This window comes from Halorubrum sodomense, assembly GCF_900111935.1.
In the GTDB taxonomy this organism is placed as follows: Archaea; Halobacteriota; Halobacteria; order Halobacteriales; family Haloferacaceae; genus Halorubrum; species Halorubrum sodomense.
Genome location: NZ_FOYN01000003.1, coordinates 194408 through 209157 on the forward strand (window position 1 = coordinate 194408; position 14750 = coordinate 209157).

18 protein-coding genes and 1 tRNA gene are annotated in these 14750 nt (G+C 72.9%); 9 read left to right on the forward strand and 10 right to left on the reverse strand.

The annotated features are described in order from the left end of the window. The first annotated feature begins 92 nt into the window (after positions 1-92). From BM286_RS10400 to BM286_RS10415, 4 genes are all read left to right on the forward strand, one after another. A tRNA-Ser gene (locus BM286_RS10400) sits at positions 93-176 on the forward strand. A gap of 284 nt (positions 177-460) precedes the next feature. Next, positions 461-1060 carry a superoxide dismutase gene (sod, locus tag BM286_RS10405; RefSeq protein ID WP_092921789.1) on the forward strand — a complete coding sequence of 200 codons (600 nt, stop codon included), beginning with the start codon at positions 461-463 and terminating at the stop codon, positions 1058-1060. A gap of 511 nt (positions 1061-1571) precedes the next feature. Further along, positions 1572-1886, forward strand: coding sequence for a DUF5827 family protein (locus tag BM286_RS10410; RefSeq protein WP_092921791.1), 315 nt, complete (start codon positions 1572-1574; stop codon positions 1884-1886). Then, the gene (locus BM286_RS10415) at positions 1883-2797 is read left to right on the forward strand and encodes an ATPase (protein WP_092921793.1); all 915 of its coding nucleotides are present in this window, start codon (positions 1883-1885) and stop codon (positions 2795-2797) included. The genes BM286_RS10410 and BM286_RS10415 overlap by 4 nt, the downstream gene beginning before the upstream one ends. Positions 2798-2822: 25 nt before the next feature. On the opposite strand, the gene BM286_RS10420 is transcribed toward BM286_RS10415, so the two are convergent. The 3 genes from BM286_RS10420 to BM286_RS10430 all read right to left on the reverse strand — a co-directional run bounded on the left by BM286_RS10420 (position 2823) and on the right by BM286_RS10430 (position 4269). Further along, on the reverse strand, positions 2823-3305 hold the full coding sequence (locus tag BM286_RS10420; protein ID WP_092921795.1) for a hypothetical protein: 483 nt from the start codon (positions 3303-3305) through the stop codon (positions 2823-2825). Between the two features lie 66 nt (positions 3306-3371). After that, on the reverse strand, positions 3372-3719 hold the full coding sequence (locus BM286_RS10425) for a 4a-hydroxytetrahydrobiopterin dehydratase (protein WP_092921797.1): 348 nt from the start codon (positions 3717-3719) through the stop codon (positions 3372-3374). A gap of 79 nt (positions 3720-3798) precedes the next feature. Continuing rightward, positions 3799-4269: a DUF7124 domain-containing protein gene (locus BM286_RS10430; protein WP_092921799.1), complete on the reverse strand. Its 471-nt coding sequence runs from the start codon at positions 4267-4269 to the stop codon at positions 3799-3801. A 75-nt stretch (positions 4270-4344) separates the two neighbouring features. Here BM286_RS10430 and BM286_RS10435 point away from each other — a divergent pair, with 75 nt between their 5' ends. After that, entirely contained in the window at positions 4345-5172 is an 828-nt protein-coding gene (locus BM286_RS10435; RefSeq protein WP_092921801.1) for a BtpA/SgcQ family protein, read from the forward strand. 64 nt (positions 5173-5236) lie between these two features. Here BM286_RS10435 and BM286_RS10440 read toward each other — a convergent pair whose 3' ends face one another. The 5 genes from BM286_RS10440 to BM286_RS15640 are packed head-to-tail and all read right to left on the reverse strand — an operon-like array spanning position 5237 to position 8345. Then, positions 5237-6400 carry a carbohydrate kinase family protein gene (locus tag BM286_RS10440; protein ID WP_092921803.1) on the reverse strand — a complete coding sequence of 388 codons (1164 nt, stop codon included), beginning with the start codon at positions 6398-6400 and terminating at the stop codon, positions 5237-5239. Continuing rightward, a complete protein-coding gene (locus tag BM286_RS10445; RefSeq protein ID WP_092921805.1) occupies positions 6397-6918 on the reverse strand; it encodes a nucleoside deaminase in 522 nt (173 codons plus the stop codon). Before BM286_RS10445 ends, BM286_RS10440 begins: the two co-directional genes overlap by 4 nt. A 24-nt stretch (positions 6919-6942) precedes the next feature. Beyond that, the gene (locus BM286_RS10450) at positions 6943-7275 is read right to left on the reverse strand and encodes a hypothetical protein (protein WP_092921807.1); all 333 of its coding nucleotides are present in this window, start codon (positions 7273-7275) and stop codon (positions 6943-6945) included. A gap of 18 nt (positions 7276-7293) precedes the next feature. Further along, on the reverse strand, positions 7294-8154 hold the full coding sequence (locus BM286_RS10455; RefSeq protein WP_092921809.1) for a Rho termination factor N-terminal domain-containing protein: 861 nt from the start codon (positions 8152-8154) through the stop codon (positions 7294-7296). Between the two features lie 14 nt (positions 8155-8168). Then, on the reverse strand, positions 8169-8345 hold the full coding sequence (locus tag BM286_RS15640; RefSeq protein ID WP_167603389.1) for a hypothetical protein: 177 nt from the start codon (positions 8343-8345) through the stop codon (positions 8169-8171). Positions 8346-8576: 231 nt separating this feature from the next. Here BM286_RS15640 and BM286_RS10460 point away from each other — a divergent pair, with 231 nt between their 5' ends. Beyond that, the gene (locus tag BM286_RS10460) at positions 8577-9509 is read left to right on the forward strand and encodes a DUF7139 domain-containing protein (RefSeq protein ID WP_092921811.1); all 933 of its coding nucleotides are present in this window, start codon (positions 8577-8579) and stop codon (positions 9507-9509) included. 133 nt (positions 9510-9642) lie between these two features. On the opposite strand, the gene BM286_RS10465 is transcribed toward BM286_RS10460, so the two are convergent. Continuing rightward, positions 9643-9822 (reverse strand): hypothetical protein, encoded by a 180-nt coding sequence (locus BM286_RS10465; RefSeq protein WP_092921813.1) that lies wholly within the window; start codon positions 9820-9822, stop codon positions 9643-9645. A 114-nt stretch (positions 9823-9936) separates the two neighbouring features. Here BM286_RS10465 and BM286_RS10470 point away from each other — a divergent pair, with 114 nt between their 5' ends. The 3 genes from BM286_RS10470 (at position 9937) to BM286_RS10480 (ending at position 14255) form a co-directional block, all read left to right on the forward strand. Further along, positions 9937-10857 carry a CehA/McbA family metallohydrolase gene (locus BM286_RS10470; protein ID WP_092921815.1) on the forward strand — a complete coding sequence of 307 codons (921 nt, stop codon included), beginning with the start codon at positions 9937-9939 and terminating at the stop codon, positions 10855-10857. A 90-nt stretch (positions 10858-10947) separates the two neighbouring features. Then, on the forward strand, positions 10948-12222 hold the full coding sequence (locus tag BM286_RS10475; RefSeq protein ID WP_092921817.1) for a molybdopterin molybdotransferase MoeA: 1275 nt from the start codon (positions 10948-10950) through the stop codon (positions 12220-12222). Further along, positions 12219-14255 (forward strand): molybdopterin biosynthesis protein, encoded by a 2037-nt coding sequence (locus BM286_RS10480; protein WP_092921819.1) that lies wholly within the window; start codon positions 12219-12221, stop codon positions 14253-14255. Before BM286_RS10475 ends, BM286_RS10480 begins: the two co-directional genes overlap by 4 nt. Here the strand turns inward: BM286_RS10480 and BM286_RS10485 are convergent. Beyond that, complete coding sequence (locus BM286_RS10485) at positions 14225-14707, reverse strand: PaaI family thioesterase (protein WP_092921821.1); 483 nt, start codon at positions 14705-14707, stop codon at positions 14225-14227. The two genes, BM286_RS10480 and BM286_RS10485, sit on opposite strands and share 31 nt — an antisense overlap. Positions 14708-14750: the final 43 nt, after the last annotated feature.

A 14750-nucleotide genomic window follows, 5' to 3' on the forward strand; every position in this document is an offset into this window, starting at 1 on the left:
GGAATTCGGCGGTTTCGGTGACGGTCGCGCGGCCGCAACGCCGACGGGCGGCCGGCCCCCGGACCGGACGACGGCGTCGAGACGGTCGAGTTGGTGGGATGGCAGAGCGGCCCATTGCGCCTGCCTTGAAAGCAGGTAGCCTCACGGCTTCCTGGGTTCGAATCCCAGTCCCACCGTGTCGAGCGCGGCGCACTTTCGCGCCGCGCGAGAACCGTGCGAGATTCGAATCAGAGAGCGGCGCGGGCTTCACTCCGTCTTGAAACCGGAAGTGGTTACGGTTCGCTTCGTCCGTCGATTTCCGCTCGGCGCCGCGCGTCGTCGGTGCTGACGCCCCGAACCGCAACACTACCGGTACCGGTCGCGGCCGCCGGATAACACCCGAGTCCGGTGACCCGTGGTAGCGCGTGCCGCATTATCTTTAACAGCGTTCCGACACATGTTCGTGGTAGGTGATACAGACATGAGCTACGAACTCGATCCGCTGCCGTACGATTACGACGCGCTGGAACCGCACATCTCCGAGCAGGTGCTCGAATGGCATCACGACACCCACCATCAGGGGTACGTCAACGGCTGGAACTCGGCCGAAGAGACGCTCGAAGAGAACCGTGAGAACCACGACTTCTCTTCGTCGGCCGGCGCCATCCGGAACGTGACCCACAACTCCTCGGGGCACATCCTCCACGACCTGTTCTGGCAGAACATGTCGCCGGAGGGCGGCGACGAGCCCGAGGGCGCGCTCGCGGACCGCATCGCAGAGGACTTCGGCTCGTACGAGGCCTGGAAGGGCGAGTTCGAAGCCGCTGCGGGCAACGCGAGCGGCTGGGCGCTGCTGGTGTACGACACGTTCTCGAACCAGCTCCGCAACGTCGTGGTCGACAAGCACGACCAGGGCGCGGTCTGGGGCGGTCATCCCATCCTCGCGCTGGACGTCTGGGAGCACTCCTACTACCACGACTACGGGCCGGCTCGCGGCGAGTTCGTCGACAACTTCTTCGAGGTCGTCGACTGGGAGGAGCCGTCGTCCCGCTACGAGCAGGCCGTCGAGCTGTTCGAGTAAGCGCGTCCCTCGGGACGCGTTACGCGCGTCGAGATCCGCGTTTTTTCACAGGACGTTGCCCGGTTAGTAGCCGGTTCGTTCGGGCAGAGTGGTTGACACTTGGTTATCGATGGGACGGCGGTGAACACCTCCAAAGCCCCGGCCGCGAGGACTCGCGCGACTCGCTGCGGTCCTCGGTCGGTCGCTTCGCTCCCTCCCTGCGGTCCTTCCGTCGTCGTGCTTCGCCCTCGCGGCAGCGTGGCGCGACGCGCCACGGGCAGCCGGCGGCGAAGCCGCCGGCGACTGCCCCTCTGAGTCCCGCCCCGCACAGCACCGCCCCGCGCCTCACGCCTCCCCAGCCTCGTCGGCCGGTCTCCGCTTCGCTCCGACCGGCCGACTCCCTCGCACGGGCTCCTCGCAGCCGCCTTCGGCGGCCGCTCGGAGGCACGCGCCACCGCATCGGATCGGGTGGTGTCGGATCGATTCGAACCGTATCGGCAGCGTTTACGGACGCGGTCGCGTATCTCCGCGCATGCCCGAACCGAAGTCGGCGTTCGACGCCACCTACCCGTGCGACTTCTACGAGCCCGCGGAGCTGTTCGAGCCGGACCAGATGTACACTATCCCGGAGATCGGTCGCCTGCTCCAGGGACTGGAGCCGGACGCCGAGGTCGACCCCGACACCGAGGCGGTGCTCGTCGACTGGGCGGTCCCGTGGGTGATGGTCCACGCGGCGGACATGGTGATCGCCGAGCCGCTGAGCGAGGACGGCCCGGGGTACTACGGGCTCGCGGATCACGCCGCTCCGGACGACAGCGAGGCGACCAACGTCGACGAGTCCGCGTGACCGGGGACGCCTCCGATCCGCCGGTCTACCTCGTCGCCGGTGGCGCGCGCGTCGACGCCGGCAAGACCACCTTCTCGGCGGGGCTGGTCGCGCACCTCGCGGAGCGAGCCGGCGACGCGGTCGGCGTCAAGCCCCGCGCGGGCAACGACTACTGGTTCGACCACGACGACTACCGGGTCGCGACCGACGCGGGCCGACTCTACGGGAAGGACGCGCGCACCCTCGCGGCCGCGAACACCCGCGCGCCGGCGACCGTCGACGACGCCTCGCCGTCGCCCTCGGCCGTCACGCCCGAATCTATCAACCCCGTCCACCGGCTCTGGAAGCCGACGCCGGGCCGGACCGGGATGCTCGGCGACGCCGACCGCACCTCCCTCTGCGACCGGGTGACGACGGAGTCCGGGACGCGCTTCGTCGTCAACGGCGCGGCCGAAGACGCGGGGCTGCTCCCCGACGCCCTCACCGAGCGCCTCCCGCTCGCGGACGCGACCCGGGTGCGCGACGTGCCCGAGTTCAACGAGGCGATGGCCGAGGCCCACCTCCCCGCGATCGAACGCCTCGCCGAGCGCGTCGCGCGGACCCCGGTCCCGGTCGTCGTCGAGTCCTACGCCGACGTGGCCGGGGCCCTCCCTCGAGACGGACCGGTCGCGCCCGACGCCGTCGCCGTCGTCGACCCCGGCCGCGCACGGATCTACGCGGGCGACCGCTACGCGAAGGCCCGCGCGGTCGCCGCCGGGAGCCCTCGCGAGGGGACCCGCGAGGAACACGTCGGCGCGGTGACGGAGATGATCGAACCGCTCGCGACCGTCTCGCTCCCGGCGCTTTCCGGCGACGTCCGAGGCGATCCCGACCGCGTCGCGACGGCGTACGAGTCGGCGTACGCGGCGCTCACCGGTACCGTTGAGTCGTGAGAAGTCACCCCCGCGCGGCCCGCGCTCAGGCGTTCCGCTTCGTGTAGTGTTCCAGCGCGGACTCGATCGACGAGAGGTCCGCGTTGACCCGGCCGTCCGCGACGCGCATGAACCCGGGCGTGTACGACGACGAGTAGTCGAATATCCGGTTGACGGCTCGCTTGGGCGCTGAGACGGCGTTGAACTCGGTGACGGTGTACACTCGGGTAGTCGGGAACGCGGTCCAGAACGTGCCGCTCGCCCAGCGGTCGTCGTCCGCGAACGCCTCGCCGACGCGGCCGGTCCCGACGTACTCGTCGTCGGCATAGAACAGGAGCAGGTCGCCCTCGCTCATCTTCTCGAACGTCGAGCCGTTGCCGCTGTCGTCGTCGACGGCCCACAGGCGGACCTCGTCGAGGTCTGCGAGGGGCTCTGGGCGATCCGGGTAGTCGGTGAGATCGACCGGGGACCGGACCGTTCGGTCGAAGTTCTCCGGGTCTATCGGGACCAGGAAGACGTTCTCGCTCATTACCCGTCATTTCGCCGGCAGGGGTTTAAATCCGTTCGTTGATGCGTCAGGTCGAGCCCCGTCGGGTCACTCCTCGTCGTCGGCGTACAGCCGGTCCATCCGCGCCGCCATCACGAAGTCGGCGCGCGTCAGGCCCCCGACCTCGTGGCTCCACAGCTCGATCCCGACCTCGCCCCACGACAGCGCGATGTCGGGGTGGTGCCACTCCCGTTCGGCGAGCTCGCCCACGTCGTTCGTGAACGCCAGCGCCGTCTCGAAGTCGGGGAACTCGTAGCTCGCCTCCAGGTGGTGGTCGTCGACGACCTCCCACGCGTCGCCGAGTTCGTCGACGTAGTCGGCGCACTCGTCGGCGTCGAGCGGCTCCGCGTCGTCGCCGGCCGGTTCGACCGGTTCGTCCGCGAGCGGTGTGGACATACCTTACGTTGGGCGACGAACGGTTTGTACCTTCCGCGGGCGAGCGGAGGGGAGAGGTCGGCGGGCGCGGACCGGAGGGTCACCGGAACCGCGAGAGGGCGTCACGGACCGCCCCGCGGAGTCGGGCGAAGCGTCCGTCGCCGCGTCCGTCGGCCGTTCCTCCTCCGTCCGCACCCGGATCCGAGAGCTCCCAGCCGGCCTTCTCGGCGGCCTCGACGACCCGCAGGTACTCGTAGCCGGTCTCGGTCGCGACGCGCTCGTCCGCGCGGGTGGTGCCGACGAACACGCACCGCGGGGCGGCGCTCTCCTCGCGGATCTCCGCCAGCGTTCCCCACTTGTCCCAGTTCGTGAGCTCGTAGTCGTTGTCGAGGCCGTGGTCGCGGGCGAACGACGCGACCGCGTCCGCCTCGTTCGCGACGATGCCGACGTGGCGGCTCCACCGTCGCGCGTCGGCGAACGCCGCGGCCGGGTCCGCGAGCGAGCGCGCGGCGCCGAGCGAGAAGACGAGCGTCACCTCGCCGTCTCCGGGGGTCGTCGCGTCGATTCCCATCCCGACCGGACCCTGACGGCGCGCGGACTAAACGCTGTGGGGAGGCTTATGTCCGGGCGCCTCCTCGCCCCGACGATGGAGTTCGAATCCACCTTCGGCACGGCCGCGCCGCTCCTGGGCATGGTCCACCTCCCGCCGCTGCCCGGGGCCCCCCGAGCGCCAGACGACGGCCGCGAGGCGATGCGCGCGGCGGTCGACCGGGCGGCGAGCGACGCGAGAGCCCTCGACCGCGGCGGCGTCGACGGGATCGTGATCGAGAACTTCGGCGACGCGCCCTTCTACGCCGACGAGGTCCCGCCGCACGTCGTCGCCGCCGTGACCCGCGCCGCGACCGCGGTCGCCGCGGAGACCGATCTCCCGCTCGGGATCAACGTCCTTCGGAACGACGCCGAGGCGGCGCTGTCGGTCGCTGCCGCGGTCGGCGCCGACTTCGTCCGCGTGAACGTCCACACCGGCGCCCGCGTGACCGACCAGGGGATCGTCCAGGGACGCGCCCACCAGACGCTCCGCTTACGCGACCGTCTCGGCGTCGACGTCGGCGTCTTCGCGGACACCGACGTGAAACACTCCGCGCCGCTGACGCCCGAGGGGCACACCGCGGAGTCGTTCGCGGACACCGCCGAGCGCGGCCTCGCGGACGCCGTCATCGCCTCCGGCGCCGGGACCGGCGAGGCGGTCGACACGGAGGCGCTGGAAGCGGTCGTCGCGGAGCGCGAACGACACGGCCTCGACACGCCGGTCCTCGTCGGCAGCGGCGTCACGCCGGAGACGGTCGCCGACCTGCTCGGCGTCGCGGACGGCGCCGTCGTCGGCACCGCGCTCAAGGAAAACGGTGAGACGACGGCCCCGGTCGACGCCGACCGCGTCGCGCGGCTCGTCGCGGCGGCCGACGCCGTGCGCTAAGCCCGTTCCGCCGCCACCCGACCGCTCGCTACCGGCTTCCGTCGGGGCCGCACCCGACCGCTCGCTACCGGCTTCCGTCGGGGCCGAGTCCCCGCTCCGCGAGGAACGACTCGACCTCGCTCCGCGTCGGGAGTCCGGGCTGCGTGAACCGGCTCGTGCAGTTGATCGCGGCGACCGCGGCCGCGAACCTGACGCCGGGGACGACGCCGCCGCGGTCCCCGTGCGACTCCGCGGCCGCCTCCGCCGACGGTCCCGCGATCCACCGGTCGATCAGCCCCGCGGTGAACGCGTCGCCGGCGCCGGTCGCGTCGACCGTCTCGACGTCGAACGCGTCGACCTCGGCCACCTCGCCTCCGGCGATCGCCGTCATGCCGTCGGCGCCGCGCGTGAGGACGGCGCGGGGCCACGTCTGGCCGCGTCGCGACCGCGACTCCGAGCCGGGTTCGGACGCGACCGCTCGGCGCTGCGCGGCCGCGATCCGTTCCACCGCCGCCTCCGCCGAGCCGAAGAACGCGGGCGCGGCGACGCCGCCCGCGACGAACAGGTCGGAGCGGTGGAGGAACCGATGGACCGTCGCCGGTTCCGTCCCGCGCCCGACCAGCTCCTCGACCGGCCCGGAGAGGTCGAAGACGAGCGTCGGCGGCTCGCTCGCGGTTTCCCCGTCCGCCCCGCTGGCCCCCTCGGCAGAACGCTCCCGAAGCGACTCGATCCGGTCGAGCACTCGCCGCGCCGCGGGGTCCGGGGCGTAGGCGGTGAGGAAGACGGCGTCGGCGTCGCCCATCGCCGCGAGCGCGTCGTCGTCCGGCCGGAGTCCGCGGAAGCTCTCGCCCGCCGTGACGATCGCGCGCTCGCCGTCCGGATCGCGGAGGATCAGCGACCGGGTGTGTGAGTCGTCACAGACGGCGACGTGGCTCGCGTCGACGCCGGTCTCGTCGAGGTACTCCAGCGCGCGCCGCCCGTACTCGTCGTCGCCGACGCGGCTGACGAGCCCCGCATCGCGTTCGAGACGGTCGAGCGCGACCGCGACGTTCGCGCCGACGCCGCCGAACGCGGACGTGACCTCGCGGGCGAACGCGCCGCCGTCGGGCTCGGGGAGGTTGCTGACGGCGTACCACTCGTCTATCGCCGCGGCGCCGATCGAGAGGACGGCGGGCGTACCGCCGTCGGGTCCTCCCGCGTCGCCGTCGTCTGGTCCTCCCGCGTCGCCCGGGTCCGATCCCGTCGTCACGAGTCGTCGAAGAAGGACTCGTGGACGGTCATCACGGCGTCGACGGCGATCGGTCCCTCGACCGTCGTCTCGCCGTCGGCGCGCCGGATCACCTCTTCGAGGGGGATCGGCACCACGTCGGCCGACAGTCCGCCGAGCGTCTCGCCGTCGACGCCGAAGACGACCCGCCCGATCCCCGCGTAGTGGATCGCGGTCGCGCACATCGGACACGGCTCCGTGCTGGCGTACATGGTACAGTCCGCGAGTTCGTCGGCGCCGAGCTCGCGCGCGGCCCACCGCGCGAGCGTCAGTTCCGGGTGCGCCGCCACGTCGCCTTCGCTGATCGTCTCGTTGCGCGCCTCGCGGACGACCTCGCCGTCGACGACGAGCAGCGCGCCGAACGGCGTGTCGCCGGCCTCGACCGCCTCCTCGGCCAGCCTGATCGTTCGCTCCACGTACTCCCGGTCGGTCGGATCCTCGGGCAGATCGTCGAGGTCGTGGTACTCGCCGAGGTCGCCGGGCTCGTCCGCGTCTGTCATACCACCCCGTTCGCCTCGGGGCACCTAACGGTTGGTACCGTCGTCGTCCGACGGGCTCGTGCGGTCGGCGCGCGGCGACCCTCCGTCCGCCTCGTCTGGGGCTGTCGCGGGGTCTTCCGCGCTCGTCCCCTGCGATTCCCGCACGTCGCGCAGGGCGTCGACCGCGTCGTCGGTGGCGGTCGCTGTTCGCGTTTCGGTCGCGGCCTCGGGGTCGAGGCCGTCAGGCTCGTCGCCGCCGTCAGCGTCGTCGGAGTCAGCGTCGGTCGCGTCGTCTCGACCGCTCGATCCGTCCGGATCGTCGGCGTCGTCGTCGTCCGCGCCGAAGAGCCACGCGCGGACCGCGTCGATGAATCCCATGAGTCGGTGTGGTCCTCGTCAGTAGTTCTTGAAAAGCAGCGCGCGCACGTCGTCTTTCGTCCGCGCCGTCTCGACGCTCCCGTCAGGGAGGTCGACCTCGTACCGCGCGTCGCCGTCCGCCTCCCGCCACTTGTCGCCGTGTGTGTCGAGGAGGCTCATCATCGCGTCCAGTTGGCCGGCGCCGCCGTCGTCGCTGTCGTCGGCCGCGTCGTCTTCGGTCGCGTCGTCTCCGGTCGCGTCGCCCTCGACCGCGTCATCTCCGGTCGCGTCGTCTTCGGTCGCGTCGTCTTCGGTCGCGTCGTCTCCGGTCGCGTCGCCCTCGACCGCGTCATCTCCGGTCGCGTCGTCTTCGGTCGCGTCGTCTTCGGTCGCGTCGTCTCCGGTCGCGTCGCCCTCGACCGCGTCGTCTTCCTCCGCGGAGTTCTCTCCGTCACCGGCGGGTTCAGCCGCGTCGAGGCCGATATCGACGCGCGCGAAGGGGTCGGCGGCGAGGCGTTCGGCCGCGTCCAGGATCGCGTCGATCAGGTCGTCCTTCGTCATCTCGCTGCGTCCCGCGACGTCGAAGGCGGTCGCGATGTCGGAGAGGTCCATCGGGTCCTCCGGATCGGGGTCGCTGCGCCGCCGGTTCCGCGCCGCGAGGAGTTCGCGGGCGCGGTCGCGGTCGAAGGGATCGGCGTCGGGCGTCTCGTCGCCGCCACCGTCGCGCGTCGGCTCCGCGACGCGGTCGGCGTCGTCGACGGCGTCCGCGAGGTCGAGCAGGTACGCGAGCGCGTCCTCGCGGTCGACGGAGGCGTACGGGCCGGCGTGGGCCGCTGCCAGCTCCTCGCGGAGCGCTTCGATCCGGTCCGCGTGATCGTCGGTGATGTCGAGCGTGGGCATGGGTGGGGTAGGCGTTACCGGTCCTCCTGAAAGCGCGCGAGCGCGTCCGCCCAGCTCTCGGCGAACTCCGGCTCGCCGGAGTGATCGGCCTCGACGTCGGCGTAGCCGCAGTCGTCGCAGGCGACGGCGGTGGCGCCGCCGAGCGACAGCTCCGACAGGTCGCCGCCGCAGCGGGGGCACTCGTGCGACACGGACTCTCGCGTGGGACCTCGTCGCCCGCGGTGAAAAACGCACGGGTCGGGGGTCGCCGGATGTTGATGGAGGCCGCCGGATGTTGATGGAGGCCGCCGGATGTCGATGGGAGTCCCCAGATCTCGATGGGAGCCGCCGGAGCCCGACGGACGCTCGGGACTCGGGCGAACGGGGCCCCGATCGGAGCGGTCGGGGGTAACAGTCTTTACACTCGGCGGAAACGTTCGAACATGAGCGAAGCGGACGCCGAGAACGTCCTCATGGAGTACTACCGGCGATACGTCGGGGACCCTGACCGGACGATCGACGTGTACGCCGGGTTCGGGCTGTTCTTCACCGGTATCGCGCTCGGGGTGATCGGGGTCGTCGTGTTCCTCTACAGCGCGACGCTCGACCCGACCGCGCTCTCGACGTACGGGGTCCGCGAGGTCGCCGCCGTCGCGGCCGCGGTCGGTCTCCCGACGCTGCTTTTCGGCATCGTCGTCCTCCTGCCGGTCGACCGCCGGATGCTGTACCTCGCGGGCGCCGGGATCGCGGTCACCCTCGCCGGGACCGGCGCGTTCACCTGGGCGTACCCGTACAGCTGGAACGTCGTCTCCGGCCCCGAGTACAGCGCGCAGGTCGTGGCCGTCTACAGCGTCGGGCTCGTGGCGGTCATCGGCGCCACGGGCGGCGCGCTCGTGGCCCATCGGGTCGAACGCGCGACGGGCGGCGCGGGCGCTCCCGGAACTGGCGCCGAGGCGGACGCCGGCGGCGGGTCGGGCGCGGAAGCGACCGGGACCGGGGACGAAGCGGTCACCGAGGAGTCGGTCCGCGCCGACATCGAGCGCGAACTGGAGGACGCGGAGCTGACGTGGGGCGGCGTCGAGCGCTCCGAGACGCGCCGGCTGGAGCTGAACACGAGCGCGGTCGACGAGGCGGACGTTGACACCGAGAAGCTGGCGGGCTCCGCGACCGAGACGCGGACGACCTCCGGCACGGTCAACGACGCGGTTTCGGAGCTGAAGGGCCTCCAGGGCGGGGACGTGAAGACCGACAGCGGCCAGGGCACCGACGACCAGGCCGCGAAGCTCCGCGAACTGCGCGAACAGCAGCGGAAGGAGGCCGAGGCGGACGACGAGGAGGGCTCGGTCGTCGACAGGATCAAGGGACTGTTCGGCTGAGGGGGCGCGTCGCGCTCGATACCGCCGACCGTCTCGACGGGGACGGCGGCTTCCCGGAGGCGGCCGGCGCTCGGGCTCCGTCGCCTGCGACCTCGTCGCACCGGCCTCGGACCGCCGCCGGCCTCCCGCTTCGTCATCCGGAGTTCGCGTACCCGAGCGCCGACGCCGCGACGAGCGCGGTCGGGAAGAGCGCGAAGACGAAAAATCGGAGGCCGACGCGCGGACTCAACGCGAGGTACGTCAGCGCGACGCCGAGCAGTGCGGAACAGAGGAGGATCAGAACGTCCAGCCGCCGACGGACACCGGCACTCATGCCTCCGTGCTACCGCGCACGGGGTGAAAACGGGATCGGTGAGCGACCCGCTTCGCGGACGCCGGCGGCCGCCGTCTTCCCCCATTTATATACCTCCCGCCGCGTAGTTCGGGCGTGTCTCGCGTCACCGTCAGCATCGACCCGCACGTCCACTCCGAGGGCAGCTACGACGGCCACGAGCCGGTCGAGCTGATTCTCGAACACGCGGCCGAGATCGGGCTCGACGCCGTCGTCATCACCGACCACGACGTGATCCGCGAGTCGAAACGCGCCGCGGAGATCGCTTCGGAGTACGGACTCATCGGGATCCCCGGCGTGGAGGTGTCGACCGCGCACGGCCACCTGCTCGCGATTGGCGTCGATCGGATGCCGCCGCGCGGGCGCTCGTACGCCGAGACGGTCCGCTGGATCCGCGACCGCGGCGGCGTCGCCGTCGTCCCCCACCCGTTCCAGCGCTCGCGCCACGGCGTCCGCCAGCGCAACATTCCGACGCCCGGCCCGGACGACGGCGACGCCGCCGCGGGCGACGCTCCGGCGTCGGGGAGCGATCCGGCGGACGACGCGGACCCGGAGCCGAAGCCAGCCGCGGCGGTCGCGGAGGTCGACGCCGTCGAGGTGTTCAACGCCTGGCTGTTCACGGGGTACCGAAACCGACGCGCGCGCCGGTTCGCGGCCGAACAGGGCTACCCCGGCGTCGCCGCGAGCGACGCGCACCACCTCCGGTACGTCGGCCGGGCGTTCACGGAGCTGGACGTCGAGGGGCGGGAGTCGGCGGCCGAGGTCACCGCGGACGACGTGCTGGCGGCGATCCGCCGCGGTACGACGACCGTCGAGGGGCGGCGGGCGCCCATCCGGATGGCGGCGAAACACTACGTCGGCGCGGCCGGGCGCCGGTCGGCGTACTACGCTCGGACCGGCGCGGCCCGAGGCGCTCGGGCCACCGAGCGGACGACCCGCGACGCGTTCACGGCCGCGAAGGTCGCTGCCCTCCAGTCGATCCACCGCACCCGGCGGCTCCTGTCCTGGTTCGCCTGACGGGGCGCGGCACGGCCGCCGCCGGGAGGGGAGCCGGTGCCGGCGCCCGCGGAGAACGGGGTTTTTGCCCGCGGCCGCGAATGTATTCCCATGAGCCACGACAGACGCGAGTCCGGGTTCAAGCGGCGGACCCGGGTCGCGGACGCGAGGGCGACGCTGCTCGACGCCGCCTCTCCCCACGACCGGACGGAGTCGGTCCCCGTCGAGTCGGCCGACGGCCGAGTCGTCGCCGAACCGATCGACGCCCCGGCACCGGTGCCGGGGTACGACCGCGCCGCGATGGACGGGTACGCGGTCCGCGCGAGCGACACCTTCGCCGCGGGCGACCGCTCGCCGGCGGTCCTCGCGGCCAAGCCCGCCGAGGCCGACGCGGTCGCCCCCGGCGAGGCCGCGCGCGTCCACACCGGCAGCGCGGTGCCCGAGGGCGCGGACGCGGTCGTGATGATCGAACAGGTGGAGGCGGTCGGCGACGAGGTGGAGGTGTTCGACGCGGTCGCGACCGGCGAGAACGTCGGCGAGGCCGGCGAGGACGTCGCCGACGGCCAGCGCCTCTACGAGTCCGGCCACGTCCTGCGTCCCTCCGATCTGGGCCTCCTGCGCTCGGTCGGTCTCGACCGGATCCGCGTCAGGGAGCCGCCCGAGGTCGCCGTCATTCCGACCGGCGAGGAGCTAGTCGAGTCCGACCCCGGCCCGGGCGAGGTGATCGAGACGAACGGGCTCACCGTCTCGCGGCTGGTCGAGCGGTGGGGCGGCGAGGCGCGCTACCGCGACGTCGTCACCGACGACCCGGACGCGCTCCGCGAGGCGGTCGCGGCCGACCTCGACGCCGACGTGGTCGTCACCACCGGCGGCTCCTCGGTGGGCGAGCGAGACCTGATCCCCGAGGTCGTCGACGGGCTCGGCGAGGTGCTGGTCCACGGCGTCGCCCTGAAGCCCGGCCACCCCGTGTGTCTCGGGCGCGCGGAGGGGACCCCGGTCGTGTCGCTGCCCGGCTACCCGGTCGCGTGCATCGTCAACGCCGCGCAGTTCCTCCGTCCCGCGATGAAGCGGGCCGGCGGGACCGACGCCGAACCGTTTCCGACTCGGCGGGCGACGCTCTCACGGAAGGTCGCGAGCGAGCCCGGCGTGCGGACGTTCGCGCGAGTGAGCCTCTCGGAATCGGACGAAGGCGGGAATTCGACTGAAACCGGCGACGGCGACGCGGACGACGACGCGCTCCCGACCGCGACGCCGACGCGCGCGAGCGGCTCCGGCATCCTCTCCAGCGTCGCGCTCGCGGACGGATGGGTCGTCGTGCCCGAACCGCGAGAGGGGCTCGACGCGGGCGACCCCGTCGACGTCGAGCTGTGGGAGGTGACGCCGTGAGCGACCGCAAGGAGTTCCGCGACCTCGCGACGCCGGCGGCCGCCCGCGAGGCGATCGCGTCGCTCGACCTCTCGCCGTCGCCGGAGACGGTCCCGCTGCGGGAGGCCCGCGGGCGCGTCCTCGCCGATCGCGTCGACGCCGCCGTCGACGTCCCCGGCTTCGACCGCGCCTCGATGGACGGCTACGCGGTGCGGGCGCGCGACACCTTCGGCGCCGACGAGGCCGACCCCGCCGAACTCGACTTAGTCGGCGCGGTCCACGCGGGCGCGGCGCCCGACGTGACCGTCGACCCGGGCGCCTGCGCGGAGGTGTCGACGGGCGCGGTGATGCCCGACGGCGCCGACGCGGTCGTGATGGTGGAGCGGACGGACGAGGTCGACGCGGGCGACGACGGCGGGTCGGGCGAGGGCGACGCCGCGACCGACGACGCCTCGCGGATCGCGGTCCGCACGTCGGTCGCGCCCGGCGACCACGTGATGACCGCGGGGACCGACATCGCCGCCGGCGCCCGCGCGCTCGGCCCGGGCACGCGGCTGACGCCCCGCGAGATCGGCCTGCTGTCGGCGCTCGGCCTCGACGAGGTCCCGGTGAAGGGGCGCCCGCGCGTCGGGATCGTTTCCACCGGCGACGAACTCGTGCGGCCGGGCGACGAGCTCGACCCGGACCGCGGCGAGATCTACGACGTGAACTCGACGACGATCGCCGCCGGCGTCGAGGAGGCGGGCGGCGAGCCGGTGCTGTACCCGCACGCCGGCGACGACTACGACGAGATGGAGCGGCTGCTCCGCCGGGCGGCCGACGAGTGCGACCTCGTTCTCTCCTCGGGGTCGACCTCGGCGAGCGCGGTCGACGTGATCTACCGCGTGATCGAGGCGCGCGGCGAACTGCTCCTCCACGGCGTCGCCGTCAAGCCCGGCAAGCCGATGCTCGTCGGACGGCTGGACCGTACCGACGAGGCGGACGACTCCCGGGGGAGCGAGTCCGCGTACATCGGCCTCCCCGGCTACCCGGTGTCCGCGCTCACGATCTTCCGGACGTTCGTCGCGCCCGCGATCCGCGAGGCGGCCGGCCAGCCCGAGCCCGCGACGGCGACCGTCGAGGGCCGGATGGGGGTCGAAGAGCGGTACGCCGAGGGCCGCCTGCGGCTGATGCCGGTCGGCCTGCTCGACCTCGACGAGGCCGCGACGGCGGCGGCCGACGACCGCCCGCTCGTCTACCCGGTCGACAAGGGCTCTGGCGCGACGACGAGCCTCGTCGAGGCGGACGGCGTCGTCGCGGTCGACCCGGACACCGAGTATCTCGACGTTGGCGAGACGGTCTCCGTCGACCTGTTCTCGCCCGACGTGCGCCCGCCGACGCTGCTCGGCGTCGGCGAGGACGACCCCGCGCTCAACCGCCTGCTCGACCGGCTCGACAACCCCCGGTACCTCGCCGTCGGCTCGCGCGAGGGACTCCGCCGCCTCCGCGACGGCGTCCCCGACGTGGCGGTGACCGCGGGACCGACCGACCGCGACGTCGACGCCGAGGTCATCGGCGGGTGGGCCCGCGAGTGGGGGCTCGTCGTCCCCGAGGGGAACCCAGAGGCTGTTTCGGGGCCCGCCGACCTCGTCGACGGCGACCTCCGCTTCCGGAACCGACAGACCGTCTCGGGCCTCCGGAGCAGCCTCGACGCCGCCCTCGACGACCTCGCGAGCGAGCGCGACGCCGACCGCCGCGCGCTCGCCGAGCGGATCGACGGCTACGAGCGCACCGCGAAGGCGTTCGAGAGCCCGGTCCGCGCGGTCGCCGCCGGCGACGCGGACGCCGGCCTCGGCCTCCGCGAGACGGCCGAGCGGCTCGGCTGCGGGTTCGTCTCGTTGGGCGAGCAGTCGGTCGTCGTCCGGGCGGCCGCCGACCGCGTCGAGCGCGAGCCGGTCGCGGCGCTGGCGGCGGCACTGGACGGTCGAGACGGGGTCGGCGACGACGAGGCCGCCCTCGACGCGATCCTGGCCGACCTCCCGGGCTACTCGCGGAACAGCCGGAACGACCCCTGACCGACGACGACCTCCGAGCGGTCGCCGTCGGCCCCGTCATCTTCACTCCCCCCGCCGGCGGTGACGGTCATCTCGCTGACGCCGATCGACCCCCCGGCCCTGACCACCTCGGCCTCCGCGCGGAGGTCGCCGTCGGCGGGGCGGAGGTAGTTCGCGTTGAGGTTCACCGTCGCGACGCCGCCGTCGAGCGGGTCCTCGAACGTCGTGCGCTGAGCGACGCCGCCGGCCGTGTCGATCAGCGTCGCCGCCACGCCGCCGTGGATCGTCCGCCCGTCGGCGTTGGTGAGCTTCTCGTCGAAGGGGATCGAGAGCACGACCCGCCCGCGCTCGATCGCCTCGACCGACGTGTTCAGCCACGAGAGGTAGCCGTGATCGTCCTCCAGCTTCCGCTCGACGAACGCCGTCGCCCCGTCCGGCAGCGGATCCATCGCCGCGATCTCCGTGCGGTCCATGTTCCGTGGGACACGCCGGGAGGGCTTGTACCCCCCGGAAACG

Excerpts from the sequence above, each read along its gene's own strand:
- BM286_RS10475 (WP_092921817.1), top strand. The coding sequence starts at position 10,948 with ATGAGCCACGACAGACGCGAGTCCGGGTTCAAGCGGCGGACCCGGGTC.
- BM286_RS10420 (WP_092921795.1), bottom strand. The coding sequence starts at position 3,305 with ATGAGCGAGAACGTCTTCCTGGTCCCGATAGACCCGGAGAACTTCGAC.
- BM286_RS10445 (WP_092921805.1), bottom strand. The coding sequence starts at position 6,918 with ATGACAGACGCGGACGAGCCCGGCGACCTCGGCGAGTACCACGACCTC.
- BM286_RS10455 (WP_092921809.1), bottom strand. The coding sequence starts at position 8,154 with ATGCCCACGCTCGACATCACCGACGATCACGCGGACCGGATCGAAGCG.
- BM286_RS10425 (WP_092921797.1), bottom strand. The coding sequence starts at position 3,719 with ATGTCCACACCGCTCGCGGACGAACCGGTCGAACCGGCCGGCGACGAC.
- BM286_RS10430 (WP_092921799.1), bottom strand. The coding sequence starts at position 4,269 with ATGGGAATCGACGCGACGACCCCCGGAGACGGCGAGGTGACGCTCGTC.
- BM286_RS10435 (WP_092921801.1), top strand. The coding sequence starts at position 4,345 with ATGGAGTTCGAATCCACCTTCGGCACGGCCGCGCCGCTCCTGGGCATG.
- BM286_RS10450 (WP_092921807.1), bottom strand. The coding sequence starts at position 7,275 with ATGGGATTCATCGACGCGGTCCGCGCGTGGCTCTTCGGCGCGGACGAC.
- BM286_RS10410 (WP_092921791.1), top strand. The coding sequence starts at position 1,572 with ATGCCCGAACCGAAGTCGGCGTTCGACGCCACCTACCCGTGCGACTTC.
- BM286_RS10485 (WP_092921821.1), bottom strand. The coding sequence starts at position 14,707 with ATGGACCGCACGGAGATCGCGGCGATGGATCCGCTGCCGGACGGGGCG.
- sod (WP_092921789.1), top strand. The coding sequence starts at position 461 with ATGAGCTACGAACTCGATCCGCTGCCGTACGATTACGACGCGCTGGAA.
- BM286_RS10465 (WP_092921813.1), bottom strand. The coding sequence starts at position 9,822 with ATGAGTGCCGGTGTCCGTCGGCGGCTGGACGTTCTGATCCTCCTCTGT.
- BM286_RS10460 (WP_092921811.1), top strand. The coding sequence starts at position 8,577 with ATGAGCGAAGCGGACGCCGAGAACGTCCTCATGGAGTACTACCGGCGA.